32 protein-coding genes and 1 pseudogene are annotated in these 17,587 nt (G+C 41.9%); all 33 read right to left on the bottom strand.

The window, feature by feature from the left end:
* Positions 1–100 precede the first annotated feature (100 nt).
* The 33 genes and pseudogenes from rplQ to tuf all read right to left on the bottom strand — a co-directional run bounded on the left by rplQ (position 101) and on the right by tuf (position 17,521).
* Positions 101–463: a 50S ribosomal protein L17 gene (rplQ, locus tag MHB79_RS00880; protein WP_003216944.1), complete on the bottom strand. Its 363-nt coding sequence runs from the start codon at positions 461–463 to the stop codon at positions 101–103.
* 76 nt (positions 464–539) lie between these two features.
* Entirely contained in the window at positions 540–1,484 is a 945-nt protein-coding gene (locus MHB79_RS00875) for a DNA-directed RNA polymerase subunit alpha (protein ID WP_003217009.1), read from the bottom strand.
* 175 nt (positions 1,485–1,659) lie between these two features.
* Positions 1,660–2,055 carry a 30S ribosomal protein S11 gene (rpsK, locus tag MHB79_RS00870; RefSeq protein ID WP_003217231.1) on the bottom strand — a complete coding sequence of 132 codons (396 nt, stop codon included), beginning with the start codon at positions 2,053–2,055 and terminating at the stop codon, positions 1,660–1,662.
* A 20-nt stretch (positions 2,056–2,075) separates the two neighbouring features.
* Complete coding sequence (gene rpsM, locus MHB79_RS00865) at positions 2,076–2,441, bottom strand: 30S ribosomal protein S13 (RefSeq protein WP_003217023.1); 366 nt, start codon at positions 2,439–2,441, stop codon at positions 2,076–2,078.
* 21 nt (positions 2,442–2,462) lie between these two features.
* Positions 2,463–2,576: a 50S ribosomal protein L36 gene (gene rpmJ, locus MHB79_RS00860; RefSeq protein WP_003156543.1), complete on the bottom strand. Its 114-nt coding sequence runs from the start codon at positions 2,574–2,576 to the stop codon at positions 2,463–2,465.
* A 31-nt stretch (positions 2,577–2,607) separates the two neighbouring features.
* Complete coding sequence (gene infA / locus MHB79_RS00855) at positions 2,608–2,826, bottom strand: translation initiation factor IF-1 (RefSeq protein ID WP_003217190.1); 219 nt, start codon at positions 2,824–2,826, stop codon at positions 2,608–2,610.
* Positions 2,804–3,111 (bottom strand): annotated as a pseudogene (locus MHB79_RS00850) (KOW domain-containing RNA-binding protein). Before MHB79_RS00850 ends, infA begins: the two are co-directional and overlap by 23 nt.
* Positions 3,112–3,138: 27 nt before the next feature.
* Positions 3,139–3,885 carry a type I methionyl aminopeptidase gene (map, locus tag MHB79_RS00845; RefSeq protein ID WP_003217210.1) on the bottom strand — a complete coding sequence of 249 codons (747 nt, stop codon included), beginning with the start codon at positions 3,883–3,885 and terminating at the stop codon, positions 3,139–3,141.
* Entirely contained in the window at positions 3,882–4,535 is a 654-nt protein-coding gene (locus MHB79_RS00840; protein ID WP_253621931.1) for an adenylate kinase, read from the bottom strand. Before MHB79_RS00840 ends, map begins: the two co-directional genes overlap by 4 nt.
* Positions 4,536–4,590: 55 nt before the next feature.
* Positions 4,591–5,883 carry a preprotein translocase subunit SecY gene (gene secY, locus MHB79_RS00835; RefSeq protein WP_012008710.1) on the bottom strand — a complete coding sequence of 431 codons (1,293 nt, stop codon included), beginning with the start codon at positions 5,881–5,883 and terminating at the stop codon, positions 4,591–4,593.
* A 1-nt stretch (position 5,884) separates the two neighbouring features.
* Positions 5,885–6,325 (bottom strand): 50S ribosomal protein L15, encoded by a 441-nt coding sequence (rplO, locus tag MHB79_RS00830; protein ID WP_003216888.1) that lies wholly within the window; start codon positions 6,323–6,325, stop codon positions 5,885–5,887.
* Positions 6,326–6,355: 30 nt separating this feature from the next.
* On the bottom strand, positions 6,356–6,538 hold the full coding sequence (gene rpmD / locus MHB79_RS00825; RefSeq protein ID WP_003217067.1) for a 50S ribosomal protein L30: 183 nt from the start codon (positions 6,536–6,538) through the stop codon (positions 6,356–6,358).
* A 13-nt stretch (positions 6,539–6,551) separates the two neighbouring features.
* Positions 6,552–7,052: a 30S ribosomal protein S5 gene (gene rpsE / locus MHB79_RS00820; RefSeq protein WP_003217179.1), complete on the bottom strand. Its 501-nt coding sequence runs from the start codon at positions 7,050–7,052 to the stop codon at positions 6,552–6,554.
* A 24-nt stretch (positions 7,053–7,076) separates the two neighbouring features.
* The gene (gene rplR / locus MHB79_RS00815) at positions 7,077–7,439 is read right to left on the bottom strand and encodes a 50S ribosomal protein L18 (protein WP_003216951.1); all 363 of its coding nucleotides are present in this window, start codon (positions 7,437–7,439) and stop codon (positions 7,077–7,079) included.
* A 32-nt stretch (positions 7,440–7,471) separates the two neighbouring features.
* Positions 7,472–8,008, bottom strand: a complete 537-nt coding sequence (gene rplF / locus MHB79_RS00810; RefSeq protein WP_003217186.1) for a 50S ribosomal protein L6 — start codon at positions 8,006–8,008, stop codon at positions 7,472–7,474.
* A 31-nt stretch (positions 8,009–8,039) separates the two neighbouring features.
* On the bottom strand, positions 8,040–8,438 hold the full coding sequence (rpsH, locus tag MHB79_RS00805; RefSeq protein ID WP_003217040.1) for a 30S ribosomal protein S8: 399 nt from the start codon (positions 8,436–8,438) through the stop codon (positions 8,040–8,042).
* 31 nt (positions 8,439–8,469) lie between these two features.
* Positions 8,470–8,655 (bottom strand): 30S ribosomal protein S14, encoded by a 186-nt coding sequence (gene rpsN / locus MHB79_RS00800; RefSeq protein ID WP_008356542.1) that lies wholly within the window; start codon positions 8,653–8,655, stop codon positions 8,470–8,472.
* Between the two features lie 22 nt (positions 8,656–8,677).
* On the bottom strand, positions 8,678–9,217 hold the full coding sequence (gene rplE / locus MHB79_RS00795) for a 50S ribosomal protein L5 (RefSeq protein WP_003217159.1): 540 nt from the start codon (positions 9,215–9,217) through the stop codon (positions 8,678–8,680).
* Between the two features lie 25 nt (positions 9,218–9,242).
* Positions 9,243–9,554, bottom strand: coding sequence for a 50S ribosomal protein L24 (gene rplX, locus MHB79_RS00790; RefSeq protein ID WP_003217151.1), 312 nt, complete (start codon positions 9,552–9,554; stop codon positions 9,243–9,245).
* A gap of 35 nt (positions 9,555–9,589) precedes the next feature.
* Positions 9,590–9,958: a 50S ribosomal protein L14 gene (gene rplN / locus MHB79_RS00785; RefSeq protein ID WP_003216882.1), complete on the bottom strand. Its 369-nt coding sequence runs from the start codon at positions 9,956–9,958 to the stop codon at positions 9,590–9,592.
* A gap of 39 nt (positions 9,959–9,997) precedes the next feature.
* Positions 9,998–10,261, bottom strand: coding sequence for a 30S ribosomal protein S17 (gene rpsQ, locus MHB79_RS00780; RefSeq protein ID WP_003216906.1), 264 nt, complete (start codon positions 10,259–10,261; stop codon positions 9,998–10,000).
* A 25-nt stretch (positions 10,262–10,286) separates the two neighbouring features.
* The gene (gene rpmC, locus MHB79_RS00775) at positions 10,287–10,487 is read right to left on the bottom strand and encodes a 50S ribosomal protein L29 (protein ID WP_003217155.1); all 201 of its coding nucleotides are present in this window, start codon (positions 10,485–10,487) and stop codon (positions 10,287–10,289) included.
* Entirely contained in the window at positions 10,477–10,911 is a 435-nt protein-coding gene (gene rplP, locus MHB79_RS00770) for a 50S ribosomal protein L16 (RefSeq protein ID WP_003217039.1), read from the bottom strand. The genes rpmC and rplP overlap by 11 nt, the downstream gene beginning before the upstream one ends.
* A gap of 1 nt (position 10,912) precedes the next feature.
* On the bottom strand, positions 10,913–11,569 hold the full coding sequence (gene rpsC, locus MHB79_RS00765) for a 30S ribosomal protein S3 (RefSeq protein WP_003217241.1): 657 nt from the start codon (positions 11,567–11,569) through the stop codon (positions 10,913–10,915).
* Between the two features lie 3 nt (positions 11,570–11,572).
* Entirely contained in the window at positions 11,573–11,914 is a 342-nt protein-coding gene (gene rplV, locus MHB79_RS00760; RefSeq protein ID WP_007496316.1) for a 50S ribosomal protein L22, read from the bottom strand.
* Between the two features lie 17 nt (positions 11,915–11,931).
* Positions 11,932–12,210 carry a 30S ribosomal protein S19 gene (rpsS, locus tag MHB79_RS00755; RefSeq protein ID WP_003216920.1) on the bottom strand — a complete coding sequence of 93 codons (279 nt, stop codon included), beginning with the start codon at positions 12,208–12,210 and terminating at the stop codon, positions 11,932–11,934.
* A gap of 57 nt (positions 12,211–12,267) precedes the next feature.
* Positions 12,268–13,101 (bottom strand): 50S ribosomal protein L2, encoded by an 834-nt coding sequence (gene rplB / locus MHB79_RS00750; protein ID WP_003217065.1) that lies wholly within the window; start codon positions 13,099–13,101, stop codon positions 12,268–12,270.
* A gap of 28 nt (positions 13,102–13,129) precedes the next feature.
* A complete protein-coding gene (gene rplW / locus MHB79_RS00745) occupies positions 13,130–13,417 on the bottom strand; it encodes a 50S ribosomal protein L23 (protein WP_003217016.1) in 288 nt (95 codons plus the stop codon).
* Positions 13,417–14,040, bottom strand: a complete 624-nt coding sequence (gene rplD, locus MHB79_RS00740; RefSeq protein WP_003217216.1) for a 50S ribosomal protein L4 — start codon at positions 14,038–14,040, stop codon at positions 13,417–13,419. Before rplD ends, rplW begins: the two co-directional genes overlap by 1 nt.
* 27 nt (positions 14,041–14,067) lie before the next feature.
* Positions 14,068–14,697, bottom strand: coding sequence for a 50S ribosomal protein L3 (gene rplC / locus MHB79_RS00735; protein WP_003217069.1), 630 nt, complete (start codon positions 14,695–14,697; stop codon positions 14,068–14,070).
* A gap of 37 nt (positions 14,698–14,734) precedes the next feature.
* On the bottom strand, positions 14,735–15,043 hold the full coding sequence (rpsJ, locus tag MHB79_RS00730) for a 30S ribosomal protein S10 (protein ID WP_003156464.1): 309 nt from the start codon (positions 15,041–15,043) through the stop codon (positions 14,735–14,737).
* Positions 15,044–15,261: 218 nt separating this feature from the next.
* Complete coding sequence (locus MHB79_RS00725) at positions 15,262–16,221, bottom strand: alpha/beta fold hydrolase (RefSeq protein ID WP_340988673.1); 960 nt, start codon at positions 16,219–16,221, stop codon at positions 15,262–15,264.
* Positions 16,222–16,330: 109 nt separating this feature from the next.
* A complete protein-coding gene (gene tuf / locus MHB79_RS00720; protein WP_003217109.1) occupies positions 16,331–17,521 on the bottom strand; it encodes an elongation factor Tu in 1,191 nt (396 codons plus the stop codon).
* Positions 17,522–17,587 lie beyond the last annotated feature (66 nt).

Raw genomic sequence — 17,587 nt, 5'->3', positions numbered from 1 at the left:
AACCTCTTCTTTGCTTATTGCTAAAAAGCCGTAGTATCTAAAAAAGGGCATAGATCCAGTTATGAACTGTCCCGCCCTTTCTTAGATACACGCTATGTGATTAAACTAATTCAATGACAGCCATTGGTGCGCCATCGCCGCGACGAGGTCCAAGCTTCATGATACGAGTGTATCCACCTTGGCGATCTTCGTAGCGAGTTGCAACGTCAGCGAATAATTTTTGAAGTGCATCTTGGTTTGTTTCAGCGTTAGCTACTTCATTACGAATGTAAGCTGCAGCTTGACGGCGAGCATGAAGATCTCCGCGTTTGCCAAGAGTGATCATTTTTTCAACTACAGAGCGAAGTTCTTTCGCACGTGTTTCAGTTGTTTCGATGCGTTCGTTGATGATCAAATCAGTCGTTAGGTCACGAAGCATTGCTTTACGTTGTGCACTAGTGCGTCCTAGCTTTCTGTATGCCATGTGATGTCCCCTCCTTAGTTAGAGAATGCTGTATGAATAAAAAACACACGAAAATCCTAGTTCACAATGAAACTAGTCAATCGTCTTTACGAAGACCCAGTCCAAGTTCTTCTAGTTTCGCTTTCACTTCTTCAAGAGATTTACGTCCAAGGTTACGAACTTTCATCATATCCTCTTCTGTCTTGTTAGCAAGCTCTTGAACAGTATTAATACCCGCACGCTTCAAACAGTTGTAAGAACGAACAGAAAGATCAAGCTCTTCAATTGTCATTTCAAGCACTTTTTCTTTTTGGTCTTCTTCTTTCTCAACCATAATCTCAGCATGCTGAGCTTCGTCAGTTAACCCAACGAAAATATTCAGGTGTTCAGTTAAAATCTTAGAACCTAGAGCGATCGCTTCTTTCGGTCCTGTGCTTCCATCAGTCCATACATCTAGTGTTAATTTATCATAGTTTGTGATTTGCCCAACACGGGTGTTCTCCACTTGATAAGTCACACGAGAGACAGGTGTATAGATTGAGTCGATCGGAATCACACCGATTGGCTGATCGTCTCTTTTGTTTGCATCAGCAGGATTATACCCGCGACCTCTTTGTGCAGTTAAGCGAACACGGAAGCTCGCATTCTTGCCAAGAGTTGCGATGTGGAGATCTGGATTTAAGATTTCAATATCGCTGTCGTGTGTAATATCAGCAGCTGTTACAGTACCTTCATCTTGTACATCAATTTCAAGCGTCTTCTCTTCTTCAGAGTAGATTTTGAGTGCAAGCTTTTTAATGTTTAAGATAATCGTTGTAACATCTTCAACCACGCCTTCGATCGTTGAGAATTCGTGTAAGACACCATCTATCTGGATCGATGTTACAGCTGCACCAGGAAGTGAGGATAAAAGGATACGACGAAGGGAGTTCCCTAAAGTGGTACCATATCCACGCTCAAGTGGCTCTACGACAAACTTGCCATACTTGGCATCGTCGCTGATTTCAACCGTTTCGATTTTTGGTTTTTCAATTTCGATCATCTAATAAAACCCTCCTTCAAAACGTCGAAACCTCGAATAGAATCATATGAGATTCCATCCGAAATTCCTCATTGTTTAGTCCCGTATGTGCTCAGGCAACGAGTCGTGTATTCGTCTCATAAATAACTGTATCATAACCCATTATTGACAGGGACACAAAATCTATACAAACAAATTACACGCGGCGACGTTTTGGTGGACGGCATCCGTTATGAGGAACTGGAGTTACGTCTCTGATTGCAGTAACTTCAAGACCTGCAGCTTGAAGTGCACGAATTGCAGCTTCACGACCAGAACCAGGACCTTTAACAGTTACTTCAAGTGTTTTAAGACCATGTTCGATAGAACCTTTAGCAGCAGTTTCAGCAGCCATTTGTGCAGCGAAAGGAGTAGATTTACGAGAACCTCTGAATCCTAATGCACCAGCACTTGACCAAGAAATTGCGTTTCCATGAACATCAGTAATCGTTACAATCGTGTTGTTGAAAGTGGAACGAATATGAGCGATTCCAGCTTCAATATTCTTTTTCACGCGACGTTTACGCGTATTTTGTTTACGAGCAGCAGCCATTCTTTAACTACCTCCTTTACTTATTTTTTCTTGTTAGCTACAGTACGACGCGGACCTTTACGAGTACGCGCGTTGTTTTTTGTGTTTTGTCCACGAACAGGAAGTCCTCTACGATGACGGATTCCGCGGTAGCTTCCGATTTCAATTAGACGCTTAATGTTAAGTGAAACTTCACGACGAAGGTCACCTTCTACTTTAAGTTTGTCAATGATATCACGGATTTTACCAAGTTCGTCTTCAGTTAGATCGCGAACGCGAGTGTCTTCAGAAACACCTGCTTCTTTAAGGACTTGTTGCGCAGTCGTACGACCAATTCCAAAAACATATGTTAAAGAAATGACAACACGTTTATCACGTGGAATATCTACACCAGCAATACGAGCCATGATTTGGGCACCTCCTTGTTATTAGCCTTGTTTTTGTTTATGTTTTGGGTTTTCACAGATCACCATTACTTTTCCTTTTCTGCGAATAACTTTACATTTTTCACAGATAGGTTTAACAGATGGTCTCACTTTCATGTGTTTCCAACCTCCTTCTTCCGGAGTTGCTTTATTTGTAACGGTACGTAATTCTACCACGAGTTAAGTCATATGGAGATAATTCTACCGTAACTTTGTCTCCAGGTAAAATGCGAATGAAGTGCATACGGATTTTTCCTGATACATGAGCCAAAACTGTATGACCATTCTCTAGTTCAACTTTGAACATTGCATTTGGCAAAGTTTCTGCTACAGTACCTTCCACTTCAATTACATCGTCTTTCGCCATTCAAGTGTTCTCCCTTCTTCAAATCAGTAACTTGCTCTCTGACAAATGTCCAAATGAGTTCATCTCAATTGTCCATCTATCACCCGACCTGTTTTGAATATACTGTTCTGAACTTCCGGAGATACGCAACCATAAAAGGTTATATGATTGATATTTTTTCTTAGGAGAATGAAATTTACGCTTTTCTCCGTCTGCGATTAGTACATGGCAGCCACCGAACATGCCGATGACACCTGTATACTGATCTTGTTCTTTCCTTTGGACTATACAGACAACCTGCCCGATTTGGGCCTGAAAGGCTTCAGTGAAGACCTAAATCTTAGTCAGTATATCAAAACCTGTATCTGTAATCGCAATCGTATGCTCAAAGTGAGCACACTTTTTCCCATCAACCGTTACAACCGTCCAGTTATCAGCCAATGTTTTCACATATCGGCTGCCTGCGTTCACCATCGGTTCGATGGCCAACACCATTCCAGGTTTTAGCCGCGGGCCTTTGTTGGGCGGACCATAATGAGGAATTTGAGGGTCCTCATGAAGATCCTGTCCGACCCCATGTCCAACATATTCTCTAACAACTGAGAAATTCTCGTTTTCTACATACGTTTGTATGGCATGGGAAATGTTCGACAGACGTTCGCCTGGCTTTGCTTCCTGTAAGCCTTTATATAGAGATTCCTCTGTGACTTCCAGTAATTTGCGGTCTTCATCACTGATTACCCCAACTGGATAAGTCCAAGCAGAGTCACCATGATAGCCATTTAACTTTGCGCCAATATCGATACTAATGATGTCACCATCACGTAAAACCCGTTTACCAGGAATACCGTGAACGAGTTCTTCATTCACCGAAACGCAAATGCTCCCGCGAAAACCATTATACCCTTTAAAAGATGGGATTGCACCCTGCTTTGTAATAAAACGTTCGGCAATTTGATCCAATTCTTTTGTCGAAATACCTGGTTTTATGTGTTTCTTCAGCTCTTCATGAGTCAGTGCGACAATGCGTCCAGCTTCTCTCATAATCTCAAGCTCGCGAGGAGTTTTACAGATAATCATTTATTTAATCCCCCAAGCAGGCCCTTGATATCTGCATATACATCATTAATGTGTTTTGCACCATCAATGTTTGCAAGATATCCTTTTTCTGAATAGAAGTTCAGTAAAGGTTCAGTCTGCTTTAAGTTTACTTCAAGTCTAGTCGAAACGGTTTCTGCATTATCATCTGCACGTTGATAAAGCTCGCCTCCACACTTATCGCAAACATTTTCTTTCGCAGGTGGATTGAATACTAAATGATAGGTTGCTCCGCAATTTTTGCAAATTCTTCGGCCAGTCAGACGCTCCATCAATGCATCTTTATCGACTTTAATATTAATGACATAATCAATCGTTCTGCCAAGGTCCTTTAGAATGTCTTCTAAAGCTTCAGCCTGAGCGACTGTTCGCGGAAATCCGTCCAGAAGAAAACCTTGTTCACAATCATTTTTGCCAAGTCTTTCTCTAACAATACCGATTGTGACCTCATCAGGAACAAGCTCTCCTTTATCGATAAAGGATTTTGCTTCGAGCCCAAGTTGTGTCTCCTCTTTCATAGCAGCACGGAACATATCTCCTGTTGAGATATGAGGGATCCCATAATCATCAACAATTCGTTCTGCCTGAGTGCCTTTACCAGCACCCGGAAGCCCCATTAAGACTAAGTTCATTTCGGATTTCCCCTTCCTTACTTAGAGAGGTTGGGCAGGAGCCCAGCCCTCTGTTTTATTTCATAAATCCACGGTAGTTTCGTTTCACTAATTGGCTTTCAAGCTGTTTCATTGTTTCAAGTGCAACACCTACAACAATGAGAAGACTTGTGCCGCCAATTTGTGCAGCGGAAGGTAATCCAGCGAATTGAATGAAAAAGATAGGAAGTATTGAAATCACGGCTAAGAAAATGGCGCCCACAAACGTGAGTCGGTACAAAATGCTCGTAATTCTATCTTGAGTCATTTTCCCTGGACGAACTCCCGGGATATAGCCACCCTGCTTTTGCAGATTTTCAGCCATTTGTTCAGGATTCACTTGGACAAAGGCATAAAAATATGTGAAAGCAACAATCAGTGCTACATAAATCGTCATACCGATTGGCTTAGTATAGTCAAAGTTGTTGGTTATCCAAGTTGTCACATTATTGGTTCCGAAGAACGATGCGACCGTCTGCGGAGTAATAATGAAAGAAACGGCAAAGATGACTGGAATCACCCCTGCTGGATTCACTTTCAATGGAAGGTGCGTTGCTTGACTAGCAGACATTTGTGCACGGCCAGTTCCTTTTGAATATTGAATCGCAATCTTTCTCACTGCCATTTGAATGTAAATAACACCAATAACAATGACAAGAATAGCAATGACAATAAGGGCAATTTTCAGGATTTGCATGAACAGCTGTCCATCTCCACCTACAAACTGCTGAGCGTACACTTGTTTTAATGTTTGAGGGATACCTGCGATGATCCCGGCAAAGATAATAATCGAAATACCGTTACCAACACCGTGAGCAGTAATCTGCTCTCCTAGCCACATTAAAAATGCTGTTCCCGCAGTGAGTACGACCGCAATTAAGAGATACGTTGAAACACCTGGGTTTTCAATCAGCATGCCTCCTGCCATATTGTTAAATCCATATGACATTCCTAACGCCTGGATAAAACCTAGAACAATTGTAAAATACCTTGTGAATTGTGCTAATTTTCGGCGGCCAACCTCTCCTTGCTTTGACCACTCAGTGAACTTCGGAACAACATCCATCTGCAAGAGCTGAATGATGATCGAAGCGGTGATATACGGCATAATCCCCATTGCAAGAATGGAGAATTGGAAAAGTGCCCCGCCCCCAAACGTGTTGAGGATCCCGAAAACACTCATTTGATCCTGTGCCTGGAGAACTTCGGCGTTCACATTAGGCACAGGGATGAAAGCACCTATACGAAAGACGATTAACATTAAAAGAGTGAATATAATCTTATTCCGTATATCTTTCACGCGCATAAAATTGGAGATTGTCTTAAACAAGTTAGATCACCTCGGCTGTACCGCCAGCAGCTTCAATAGCTTCTTTCGCAGAAGCAGAGAATTTATTGGCTTTTACAGTTAATTTTTTTTCTAATTTACCGTTGCCAAGAATTTTTACTCCTGCTTTTAACTTGCTTATTGCACCAGTCTCTAGAAGAAGTTCAGGAGTTACTTCCGTTCCTTCGTCAAAACTGTTTAATCTGTCTAAGTTGATTACCGCGTAATCTTTACGGTTGATGTTTGTAAAACCACGTTTTGGAAGACGTTGGAATAAAGGCATCTGACCACCTTCGAAACCAGGGCGTACACCGCCGCCAGAACGAGCGTTTTGACCTTTATGACCTTTACCAGAAGTTTTACCGTTACCTGATCCAATACCACGACCAACACGGTTGCGTACTTTACGTGAACCTTCTGAAGGCTTCAATTCATGAAGTTTCATTTGGGCACCTCCTTATCGATTAAAAATGTTTTATTGTTCTTTAACAGAAACTAAATGAGACACCTTGTTAATCATGCCGCGGATCGCTGCATTGTCTTCATGTACGACTGTTTGGTTTGTTTTCTTAAGACCAAGAGTACGAACAGTGACACGCTGATCTTCTGGGCGACCGATTACACTGCGTTTGAGGGTAATTTCTAATTTATTTGCCATTAATGTTCCCTCCTTATCCTAACAGGTCTTCTACAGATTTTCCACGAAGCTTCGCAACGTCTTCAGCACGTTTAAGTTCACTTAAACCCTGAAGTGTTGCGCGGATCATGTTGATCGGTGTATTAGAACCTAGAGATTTAGAAAGGATATCAGCTAGACCAGCAAGCTCAAGAACCGCACGCACTGGGCCTCCAGCGATAACTCCTGTACCTTCTGAAGCAGGCTTCAATAGAACGTTTCCTGCACCGAATCGACCGATGATTTCATGTGGAATTGTAGTTCCAACCATTGGTACTTCAATTAAATTCTTTTTCGCATCTTCAACAGCTTTGCGGATCGCTTCTGGTACTTCTTGTGCTTTACCAGTACCGAAACCTACATGACCGTTTTTGTCACCGACAACAACTAAAGCTGCAAAACGGAAACGACGTCCACCTTTAACAACTTTCGCTACGCGGTTAACCGTAACTAAGCGTTCTTCTAACTCTAATTTGCTTTGGTCAATACGACTCATTCGGATGTGTCCCTCCTTCTTTTATTAAAATTTAAGTCCAGCCTCACGAGCAGCTTCAGCTAGAGCTTTTACACGTCCATGATATAAGTATCCTCCGCGGTCAAATACCACGTTAGAGATTCCTTTTTCAACAGCACGTTTTGCAACAAGTTCGCCAACTTTAGTAGCAGCTGCAGCGTCAGAACTATTCTCGATCTTTAACTCTTTATCAAGAGTAGAAGCACTTACAAGTGTTACACCGTTAACATCATCAATTACTTGAGCGTAGATGTTCTTGTTAGAACGGAAAACGTTAAGGCGAGGTCTTTCAGCAGTACCTGAAAGTTTCGCACGAACACGAGCGTGTCTTTTAAGACGAGTAGCGTTTTTGCTAGTTTTCGTAATCATCCGAGTCACTCCTTTCTTCACATTAAGCGATCTTACTTACCAGTTTTTCCTTCTTTACGGCGAACGAATTCACCTTCGTAACGAATTCCTTTACCTTTGTAAGGCTCTGGAGAACGGACAGCGCGGATGTTAGAAGCTAGAGCTCCCACACGCTCTTTATCGATACCTTTAATGACTACTTTCGTTTGAGATGGAACTTCGACTTCAACTCCAGCCTCAGGAACGATTTCAACTGGATGAGAGTATCCAACGTTAAGAACAAGTTTGTTTCCAGATTTAGCTGCACGGTAACCGACACCGATAAGTTCTAAACCTCTTTCGAAACCTTTAGATACACCTTCAACCATGTTTGCAATTAAGCTACGTGTTGTACCATGTAATGCACGGTGTTCTTTATGATCAGACGGACGGCTTACAGTTAAGACGCTGTCCTCAATTTTAATTTCCATATCAGGGTGAAATGTACGAGTTAGTTCACCTTTTGGTCCCTTTACTGTCACTGTGTTATCGTTGTTTGTCACAGTAACTCCTGAAGGGATCTCGATTAGTTTTTTACCTATACGAGACATACCAAGCACCTCCATTCATCTTAAACTTTTTTTACCATACGTAAGCAAGTACTTCTCCACCAGCTTGTTTAGCACGGGCTTCTTTGTCCGATAAAACACCTTGTGATGTAGAAATAATTGCGATTCCAAGTCCGTTAAGTACACGTGGTACTTCATTTGATTTCGCATATACACGTAAACCAGGTTTACTGATTCTTTTAAGACCAGTGATAACACGTTCGTTGTTTTGGCCATATTTAAGGAACATACGGATAATTCCTTGTTTGCTGTCTTCTACATATTCAACGTCACGGATAAAACCTTCACGCTTTAAGATTTCAGCAATTTCTCTTTTGATTTTTGAAGCCGGTACTTCTAGCTTCTCATGACGTACCATGTTCGCATTGCGAATACGAGTCAGCAAATCTGCAATCGGATCTGTCATAACCATTATTTAATAACCTCCTTCCCATTTATGGGGATTACCAGCTGGCTTTTTTAACGCCAGGAATTTGTCCTTTATATGCAAGTTCGCGGAAACAAATACGGCAAAGTTTAAACTTGCGAATTACTGAATGTGGACGTCCACAACGTTCGCAGCGCGTATACTCTTGAACTTTAAACTTTTGTTTGCGTTGTTGTTTCGCAATCATAGACTTTTTAGCCACGATTTCGCCTCCCTTTCATTGATTATTTCTGGAACGGCATACCTACTTGAGTTAATAACTCACGTGCTTCTTCGTCCGTATTGGCAGTCGTAACGATAACGATATCCATACCGCGGACTTTTGTTACTTTATCGTAATCAATTTCTGGGAAGATTAACTGTTCTTTAATACCAAGCGTGTAGTTTCCACGACCGTCGAAAGATTTCTTAGAAATCCCGCGGAAGTCACGTACACGTGGTAAAGATACAGAAATAAGTTTATCAAGGAAATCGTACATGCGCTCTCCGCGAAGTGTTACTTTCGCACCGATTGGCATTCCTTCACGTAGACGGAATCCAGCAATAGACTTCTTCGCACGAGTAACGACAGGTTTTTGACCAGCGATAAACGTTAATTCTTCAACAGCAGTATCGATTGCTTTAGCGTTTTGAACGGCGTCACCAACACCCATGTTGATCACGATTTTTTCGATTTTTGGCACTTGCATTACTGATTTGTATTCAAACTTAGAAACTAATGCAGGTGTAATTTCTTTTACATACTTTTCTTTAAGGCGGTTCATGAGAAAGACCTCCCTTCCTTATTTACTATTTATCTAGAACTTGCCCAGATTTTTTCGCTACACGGACTTTCTTTCCGTCCTCAACTTTATACCCAACACGTGTCACTTCACCCGTTTTAGGATCAAGCGGCATTACGTTTGATACGTGGATCGGCGCTTCTTGTTCAGAAATTCCGCCCTGAGGGTTAGCTTGGGTTGGTTTAGAGTGTTTTTTCACAAGGTTAATACCTTCTACTAAAACACGGTCATTCTTAGGGAAAGCAGCAAGGATGACTCCTTGTTTACCTTTATCTTTACCAGAGATAACCACTACTTTATCGCCCTTTTTAACATGCATTTAATCGCACCTCCTTGAGTCGCGGATTGTATTCATTAAAGTACTTCTGGTGCTAGAGAAACAATTTTCATATAGTTGTTTTCACGAAGTTCACGTGCTACTGGTCCGAAGATACGAGTTCCACGTGGGCTCTTGTCGTCACGGATAATGACACATGCATTTTCATCGAAGCTGATGTAAGATCCATCGTTTCTGCGAGCTCCGCTCTTTGTACGAACGATAACTGCTTTCACAACTTCACCTTTTTTGACAACGCCTCCTGGTGTTGCTTGTTTAACCGTACAAACAATGACATCACCGATGTTAGCCGTCTTACGTCCAGAGCCACCAAGAACTTTAATCGTTAGTACTTCGCGTGCGCCAGAGTTGTCAGCTACTTTTAAACGAGTCTCCTGTTGAATCATTAATGTTACCTCCTTTCGGAAAAAGAAATCCGAACTTTATTAGATAATAACGGCTTCTTCGACAACTTCAACTAGACGAAAGCGTTTAGTCGCAGATAAAGGACGAGTTTCCATGACCTTTACGATGTCTCCGATTTTTGCTTGGTTGTTTTCATCATGTGCTTTGAACTTTTTAGAGTATCTTACACGTTTGCCATAAAGTGAATGCTTTTTGTATGTTTCAACTACAACAGTGATGGTTTTATCCATTTTGTCAGAAACAACACGACCTTGATACACTTTACGTTGGTTACGTTCGCTCATGTTTGCGGGGCCTCCCCTCTAATTATTATTTATTAGCAGCGATTTCTCTTTGACGAATCACAGTTTTCATGCGTGCGATTGATTTACGCACTTCACGAATGCGAGCAGTGTTTTCAAGCTGCCCAGTCGCTAATTGGAAACGAAGATTGAAAAGTTCTTCTTTAAGAGACTTTACTTTTTGTTCAATTTCAGCAGTGGTAAGGTCACGAATTTCATTAGCTTTCATTTGATTCACCACCAATTTCTTCACGTTTTACGAATTTCGTTTTAATTGGCAATTTGTGAGATGCAAGACGAAGAGCTTCACGAGCAACTTCTTCAGACACACCAGAAATTTCAAATAAAACTTTGCCTGGTTTTACTACAGCCACCCATCCTTCTGGAGCACCTTTACCGGAACCCATGCGGACCTCTAGAGGTTTAGCTGTGTATGGCTTAGAAGGGAAAATTTTAATCCAAACTTTACCGCCACGTTTCATGTAACGAGTCATAGCAATACGAGCAGCTTCGATTTGACGGTTCGTGATCCAAGAAGCTTCTTGAGCTTGGATACCGTACTCACCGAAATGTACTTCAGTACCACCTTTTGCACGTCCACGCATTTTTCCACGATGTTCTCTGCGATACTTCACGCGTTTTGGCAATAACATATTATTTTCCTCCTTCCGCAGTATTCTTCTTAGTTGGAAGGACTTCTCCACGATAGATCCATACTTTTACGCCAAGCTTACCATAAGTAGTGTCAGCTTCAGCAGTAGCATAGTCGATGTCAGCACGAAGTGTGTGCAACGGAACAGTACCTTCACTGTAATATTCAGAACGAGCAATATCTGCACCGCCAAGACGACCAGAAACCATTGTTTTGATTCCTTGTGCTCCAGCACGCATTGTGCGTTGGATTGTTTGTTTTTGTGCACGACGGAATGAAATACGATTTTCAAGTTGACGAGCGATGTTTTCAGCAACTAGCTGAGCATCAAGATCTGCTCTTTTGATTTCAAGGATGTTGATGTGTACACGTTTGCCAGTTAGGCTGTTAAGAGCTTTACGAAGTGCTTCAACTTCAGATCCGCCTTTACCAATTACCATACCTGGTTTAGCCGTGTGGATTGTGATATTTACGCGGTTTGCAGCACGTTCGATTTCTACTTTAGAAACAGACGCGTCAGACAAACGCTTGCTGATGAATTCACGGATTTTCAAGTCTTCATGTAAGAAGTCAGCGTAATCTTTTCCTGCGAACCATTTAGATTCCCAATCACGAATGACGCCAATACGAAGACCTACTGGATTTACCTTTTGACCCACGGATTATCCCTCCTTCTTTTCTGATACAACGATTGTAATGTGGCTAGTACGTTTGTTAATTGCGCTCGCACGACCCATAGCACGTGGACGGAATCTCTTAAGTGTTGGACCTTCGTCAACGAATGCTTGAGTAATCACTAGGCTGTTAGCGTCCAACTCGTAGTTGTGCTCAGCGTTTGCGATAGCAGATTTTAATACTTTTTCAATAATTGGTGAAGCAGCCTTAGGTGTAAGGTTTAAGATAGAAACTGCTTCTCCTACTTGCTTACCTCGGATCAGGTCCATTACTAGACGTGCTTTACGAGGAGCAATACGGACTGTTCTTGCGACAGCTTTAGCTTGCATTTAAAAGCCTCCTCTCATTAGCGTCTTGTTTTTTTATCGTCACTAGCATGACCTTTGTAAGTACGGCTTGGTGCGAATTCGCCCAATTTGTGACCTACCATATCTTCAGAAATGAAAACAGGTACATGTTTGCGTCCGTCATAGACAGCGATTGTGTGACCGATGAATTGTGGGAAAATTGTAGAACGACGAGACCAAGTTTTTACGACTTGCTTTTTGTCAGTTTCATTCAATTTCTCGACTTTAGCCATCAAATGATCATCAACAAATGGTCCTTTTTTTAAGCTGCGAGCCATTGTGGAACCTCCCTTCGTGATTGAACTACGGTCCTAAATGAACCGTAGACAACCCCGTTACTTGTTTTTACGACGACGTACAATGAATTTATCAGACTTGTTGGTTTTCTTACGAGTCTTGAATCCAAGAGTCGGTTTGCCCCATGGAGACATTGGTGATTTACGTCCGATTGGAGCACGTCCTTCACCACCACCGTGTGGGTGATCGTTAGGGTTCATTACAGAACCACGAACTGTTGGGCGTACGCCTTTCCAGCGTGAACGTCCAGCTTTACCGATGTTAATTAATTCGTGTTGCTCGTTTCCAACTTGACCGATAGTCGCACGGCAAGCAGAAAGAATCATACGAACTTCTCCTGAGTTCAAACGTACAAGAACGTATTTACCTTCTTTACCAAGAACTTGAGCAGAAGTACCAGCAGAACGAACTAATTGTCCACCTTTACCTGGTTTTAATTCAATGTTATGCACAACTGTACCAACTGGGATGTTGATAAGTGGAAGAGCATTACCTGGTTTGATGTCAGATTCTGGTCCAGAAGTAACTTCAGTACCAACTTGGATTCCTTTCGGAGCAAGAATGTAACGTTTCTCACCATCTGCATAGTTTACAAGAGCGATGTTCGCTGAACGGTTTGGATCATACTCGATTGTAGCAACGCGTCCAGGTATACCGTCTTTATCACGTTTAAAGTCGATGATACGGTATTGACGTTTATGACCGCCACCTTGATGACGAACAGTCATTCTACCTTGGTTGTTACGTCCGCCTTTTCTGTGAAGCGGCGCAAGCAACGATTTTTCTGGTTTGTCAGTCGTGATTTCAGCAAAATCTGAAGTAGTCATGCCACGACGACCATTACTGGTTGGTTTATACTTTTTAATCGCCATTTTGAATTTCCCTCCTTCTTTTTAAGATTTACGCTTCAAAAATTTCGATTTCTTTGCTGTCAGCTGTTAATTTCACGATCGCTTTTCTGCGACGGCTAGTCATACCAGTGTAGCGTCCAACGCGTTTAGATTTCCCTTTGTAATTTTGAACGTTGACTTTCTCAACTTTCACTCCAAAGATTTCTTCAACAGCGTCTTTCACTTCTGTTTTGTTAGCTCTGACATCAACTTCGAACGTGTACTTCTTCTCTGTCATTAGATCAGCAGAACGTTCAGTAATGATAGGGCGCTTTAGAACATCACGAGGATCTTTCATTATGCAAGTCCCTCCTCTACTTTTTCAACCGCTGCTTTAGTGATCAGAAGTTTCTCGTGGTTGACAACGTCAAGAACGTTGATACCGTTAGCTTCAACAACTGTTACTCCAGGGATGTTACGAGCAGATAAAGCAACTGTTTCGTTTGCATCCGCAGTGACGATCAACGCTTTCTTCTCGACAGATAATCCTTTAAGGATGCCTGCGAATTCTTTCGTTTTCACTGCATCAAGAGTCAGATCTTCAAGAACGATGATGTTGTTGTCGATTACTTTAGAAGACAATACTGACTTGATAGCCAAGCGGCGAACTTTTTTAGGTAATTTATAAGAATAGCTGCGTGGTGTTGGACCGAATACGATACCGCCTCCGCGCCATTGTGGTGAACGGATAGAACCTTGACGAGCACGACCAGTACCCTTCTGTCTCCAAGGCTTACGACCTCCGCCACGTACTTCAGAACGAGTTTTTACTTTGTGAGTTCCTTGACGTAAGGAAGCTCTTTGCATAAGAATAGCATCGAATACTACGCTTTCGTTTGGCTCGATTCCAAACACAGAAGCGTTTAATTCGATTTCACCGTTAGTAGAACCGTTTTGGTTAAATAATGCTACTTTTGGCATGACTTGTTTCCTCCTTTCCTAAGAGAGTTATTTAGATTTAACTGCACTCTTTACAGTTACTAGAGATTTTTTAGCTCCTGGTACATTTCCTTTGATCAATAGAAGATTGCGTTCTGCATCAACTTTAACGATCTCAAGGTTTTGGACAGTGATTTGCTCTCCGCCCATACGACCTGGAAGAAGTTTACCTTTGAATACTCGGTTTGGATCAACAGGTCCCATTGAACCAGGACGACGGTGGTAACGTGAACCGTGAGTCATTGGTCCGCGTGATTGTCCGTGGCGCTTGATAGCCCCTTGGAATCCTTTACCTTTTGATGTTCCTGTTACATCTACGATATCTCCATTTGCGAAAATATCAACTTTGACTTCCTGACCAACTTCATACGCATCTAACTCCGCACCGCGTAATTCTTTTACGAAGCGCTTAGGAGCAGTTTCCGCTTTAGCAACGTGGCCCTTCTCTGGTTTGTTAGAAAGCTTTTCACGTTTGTCGTCAAAACCGATTTGGATTGCTTCATAGCCATCCGTGTCAGCAGTCTTCTTTTGAAGAACAACGTTAGCAGCAGCCTCAACAACAGTTACAGGGATAAGATCACCGTTTTCTGCGAATACTTGCGTCATACCAATTTTTCTACCTAAGATTCCTTTGGTCATTAGTCACACCTCCTATAATATGTGTTTTCTATTTGAATTAAAGTTTGATTTCGATATCTACACCAGATGGTAAATCTAAACGCATAAGTGCATCAACTGTTTGTGGAGTTGGATTCACGATGTCGATTAGACGTTTGTGAGTACGCATCTCAAATTGCTCACGAGAATCTTTGTACTTATGCACCGCACGAAGGATTGTGTAAACTGATTTTTCAGTTGGAAGCGGAATTGGACCAGATACACTAGCACCAGAACGCTTAGCCGTTTCAACAATCTTCTCAGCAGATTGATCAAGAATTCTATGATCATATGCTTTTAAACGAATACGAATTTTTTGTTTTGCCATTATTTTCCCTCCTTTTCGCCTACTTACGTTAGACAGTTCTCCGTGAGAAAAACCTGATCACCTTGCCATGGCAAAGCGGCCGGGTGTGTCAGCAACCTCTCACTTCATCGCAGTCAAAGACCAACATGCACTATTGTACCAAATTGGCCTGCGTGTTGCAATAATAAATCGGATAAATTTATGATTTGCACACTTTTCATATTATACAGGGGTTCAGCCTATAAATCAAGCTTTCCCTGAAGATGATGTACAGCCGTCTTTTTTATGGTACGAATAAATTCTTCTGGCTCTTCTAGATGCGGGGAATGTGCAGATTCTTTAAAGGCAAACCATTCTTTGACTGGTGCTGTTAATTGCTCAACATAAGGTTTTGATACAGCAGCTGGTGTAATCATGTCATATTCACCAATGATAAAGTAACAAGGTATTAATATAGTAGAAACTCGGTATTCAATGCTCTCATTCATCAATTCATCCCATAGCATGTCCTGACTAAGCTTCTGTCCTTTAAGGAAATTCCACTTATCTTTGAGTTGATATTCCTTACTAAAAAGAAACCCGCGTAGCATTTGAATCAGCGGCTTCCACCTATGTGTGAGACCTACGCTTCCGAGCTCTTTATATAGAGAGAACAGAGCATGAGCTGATATTCGTTTCCACGGAGGAGGCGTCAGTAATCGCAGGCACCAAGTAAACAACCGATTCCGATCGTATTTCTCCAAAAGGAGCTTGTATGACACAATATCTTCTTTTATTACATCTACTACCTGACTAATTCCATAATAAGCGTGATATAGATCTGGGCGCTTATGTACTGCTTGTATGGCAATTAATGACCCCCATGAATATCCGGCGATGTACAATTTTGATTGACCTAGATATGAAAGGACTTTCTCTGTCAGTTCAATCGTATCTTCAATAAATTGCTGAATGGTCATGGAAGTATTGGGGAGGTTCTTTTGATAGGAAAGTCCCGCACCTCGCTGATCCCAATGAACCACTGTAAAATCTTGATTAAGTTCCTCATGAAATGAGTCGATATAGCTGATTTGAGCGGAGCCGGGCCCACCGTGTAAAAATAATAGAACAGGCTTCGCTTCACTTGTGTGATCTTCTTTGATCATAATCCATTGGTCAACCCCGCCGATTAACCATTTCTTCAAATATGTCTTCGCCATTCCAGTGATCCTCTCGGTTCCATTTAGATTCTATAGCTTATAGTAGCCGTTCTGATCTGGAAAAGCAAAAAAAGAGACCCTTTTGCAAGGAGTCTCTTTTAAATGTTTATTACTTAATGATATTTGAAACGACGCCAGAACCTACAGTACGTCCACCCTCACGGATAGAGAAACGAGTTCCTTCTTCGATAGCGATAGTAGAGATAAGTTCAACTTCCATCTCAGTGTTATCGCCAGGCATAACCATTTCAGTACCTTCTGGAAGATGTACGATACCAGTTACGTCAGTTGTACGGAAGTAGAACTGCGGACGGTAGTTAGCAAAGAATGGAGTATGACGTCCACCCTCTTCTTTAGAAAGTACATAAACTTCAGCTTTGAAACGGCTATGTGGAGTGATTGTACCTGGTTTAGCAAGTACTTGACCACGTTGGATATCTTCACGAGATACACCACGAAGTAGTGCACCGATGTTGTCACCAGCTTCAGCATAGTCAAGAAGTTTACGGAACATTTCAACACCTGTAACAGTTGTTTTACCATTGTCTTCTTGAAGACCGATGATTTCAACTTCGTCACCGACTTTAACTTGTCCACGCTCAACACGACCAGTAGCAACAGTTCCACGACCAGTGATTGAGAATACATCCTCAACTGGCATCATGAATGGCTTCTCAATGTCACGTTCTGGAGTTGGGATGTACTCATCAACCGCATCCATAAGTTCAAAGATTTTTGCTTCGTAATCAGCATCTCCTTCAAGAGCTTTAAGAGCAGAACCTTTGATAACTGGAACATCATCACCAGGGAAGTCATAGTCAGAAAGAAGGTCACGAACTTCCATTTCAACAAGTTCAAGTAACTCTTCATCGTCAACCATGTCACATTTGTTAAGGAATACTACGATGTATGGTACACCTACGTTACGAGAAAGTAGGATGTGCTCACGTGTTTGTGGCATTGGACCATCAGCAGCAGATACTACTAAGATCGCGCCGTCCATTTGAGCAGCACCAGTGATCATGTTTTTAACGTAGTCAGCGTGTCCTGGGCAGTCTACGTGTGCATAGTGACGAGTGTCTGTTTCATACTCGACGTGTGAAGTTGAGATTGTGATTCCACGCTCGCGCTCTTCTGGAGCACCATCGATTTGGTCATATCCCATAGCTGATCCTTTACCAGACTTCTTATGAAGAACTGTTGAGATAGCAGCAGTTAGAGTTGTTTTACCATGGTCAACGTGTCCAATTGTACCAATGTTAGCATGCGATTTGGAACGGTCGAATTTTTCTTTAGCCATTCTAAAAATCCTCCTTAAAGGTTCATTGTATTTGGTATAGAGTGATAGAAAGTGAAGAGTTACCTC

The organism is Bacillus sp. FSL M7-0558, from assembly GCF_038003245.1.
GTDB lineage: Bacteria > Bacillota > Bacilli > Bacillales > Bacillaceae > Bacillus > Bacillus pumilus.
Note: the sequence above shows the minus strand (reverse complement) of the source record. Positions and strands in the feature narration are given on the sequence as shown.

What these genes read in the sequence shown, in the direction of transcription:
- rplQ (WP_003216944.1), bottom strand. Translation starts at nt 463, where the DNA reads ATGGCATACAGAAAGCTAGGACGCACTAGTGCACAACGTAAAGCAATG.
- MHB79_RS00875 (WP_003217009.1), bottom strand. Translation starts at nt 1,484, where the DNA reads ATGATCGAAATTGAAAAACCAAAAATCGAAACGGTTGAAATCAGCGAC.
- rpsK (WP_003217231.1), bottom strand. Translation starts at nt 2,055, where the DNA reads ATGGCTGCTGCTCGTAAACAAAATACGCGTAAACGTCGCGTGAAAAAG.
- rpsM (WP_003217023.1), bottom strand. Translation starts at nt 2,441, where the DNA reads ATGGCTCGTATTGCTGGTGTAGATATTCCACGTGATAAACGTGTTGTC.
- rpmJ (WP_003156543.1), bottom strand. Translation starts at nt 2,576, where the DNA reads ATGAAAGTGAGACCATCTGTTAAACCTATCTGTGAAAAATGTAAAGTT.
- infA (WP_003217190.1), bottom strand. Translation starts at nt 2,826, where the DNA reads ATGGCGAAAGACGATGTAATTGAAGTGGAAGGTACTGTAGCAGAAACT.
- map (WP_003217210.1), bottom strand. Translation starts at nt 3,885, where the DNA reads ATGATTATCTGTAAAACTCCTCGCGAGCTTGAGATTATGAGAGAAGCT.
- MHB79_RS00840 (WP_253621931.1), bottom strand. Translation starts at nt 4,535, where the DNA reads ATGAACTTAGTCTTAATGGGGCTTCCGGGTGCTGGTAAAGGCACTCAG.
- rplO (WP_003216888.1), bottom strand. Translation starts at nt 6,325, where the DNA reads ATGAAACTTCATGAATTGAAGCCTTCAGAAGGTTCACGTAAAGTACGC.
- rpmD (WP_003217067.1), bottom strand. Translation starts at nt 6,538, where the DNA reads ATGGCAAATAAATTAGAAATTACCCTCAAACGCAGTGTAATCGGTCGC.
- rpsE (WP_003217179.1), bottom strand. Translation starts at nt 7,052, where the DNA reads ATGAGTCGTATTGACCAAAGCAAATTAGAGTTAGAAGAACGCTTAGTT.
- rplR (WP_003216951.1), bottom strand. Translation starts at nt 7,439, where the DNA reads ATGATTACGAAAACTAGCAAAAACGCTACTCGTCTTAAAAGACACGCT.
- rplF (WP_003217186.1), bottom strand. Translation starts at nt 8,008, where the DNA reads ATGTCTCGTATAGGTAAAAAACTAATCGAGATCCCTTCAGGAGTTACT.
- rpsH (WP_003217040.1), bottom strand. Translation starts at nt 8,438, where the DNA reads ATGGTTATGACAGATCCGATTGCAGATTTGCTGACTCGTATTCGCAAT.
- rplE (WP_003217159.1), bottom strand. Translation starts at nt 9,217, where the DNA reads ATGAACCGCCTTAAAGAAAAGTATGTAAAAGAAATTACACCTGCATTA.
- rplX (WP_003217151.1), bottom strand. Translation starts at nt 9,554, where the DNA reads ATGCATGTTAAAAAGGGCGATAAAGTAGTGGTTATCTCTGGTAAAGAT.
- rplN (WP_003216882.1), bottom strand. Translation starts at nt 9,958, where the DNA reads ATGATTCAACAGGAGACTCGTTTAAAAGTAGCTGACAACTCTGGCGCA.
- rpsQ (WP_003216906.1), bottom strand. Translation starts at nt 10,261, where the DNA reads ATGAGCGAACGTAACCAACGTAAAGTGTATCAAGGTCGTGTTGTTTCT.
- rpmC (WP_003217155.1), bottom strand. Translation starts at nt 10,487, where the DNA reads ATGAAAGCTAATGAAATTCGTGACCTTACCACTGCTGAAATTGAACAA.
- rplP (WP_003217039.1), bottom strand. Translation starts at nt 10,911, where the DNA reads ATGTTATTGCCAAAACGCGTGAAGTATCGCAGAGAACATCGTGGAAAA.
- rplV (WP_007496316.1), bottom strand. Translation starts at nt 11,914, where the DNA reads ATGCAAGCTAAAGCTGTCGCAAGAACAGTCCGTATTGCTCCTCGTAAA.
- rpsS (WP_003216920.1), bottom strand. Translation starts at nt 12,210, where the DNA reads ATGGCTCGCAGCTTAAAAAAAGGACCATTTGTTGATGATCATTTGATG.
- rplB (WP_003217065.1), bottom strand. Translation starts at nt 13,101, where the DNA reads ATGGCGATTAAAAAGTATAAACCAACCAGTAATGGTCGTCGTGGCATG.
- rplW (WP_003217016.1), bottom strand. Translation starts at nt 13,417, where the DNA reads ATGAAAGATCCTCGTGATGTTCTAAAGCGCCCTATCATTACTGAACGT.
- rplD (WP_003217216.1), bottom strand. Translation starts at nt 14,040, where the DNA reads ATGCCAAAAGTAGCATTATTTAACCAAAACGGTTCTACTAACGGTGAA.
- rplC (WP_003217069.1), bottom strand. Translation starts at nt 14,697, where the DNA reads ATGACCAAAGGAATCTTAGGTAGAAAAATTGGTATGACGCAAGTATTC.
- rpsJ (WP_003156464.1), bottom strand. Translation starts at nt 15,043, where the DNA reads ATGGCAAAACAAAAAATTCGTATTCGTTTAAAAGCATATGATCATAGA.
- MHB79_RS00725 (WP_340988673.1), bottom strand. Translation starts at nt 16,221, where the DNA reads ATGGCGAAGACATATTTGAAGAAATGGTTAATCGGCGGGGTTGACCAA.
- tuf (WP_003217109.1), bottom strand. Translation starts at nt 17,521, where the DNA reads ATGGCTAAAGAAAAATTCGACCGTTCCAAATCGCATGCTAACATTGGT.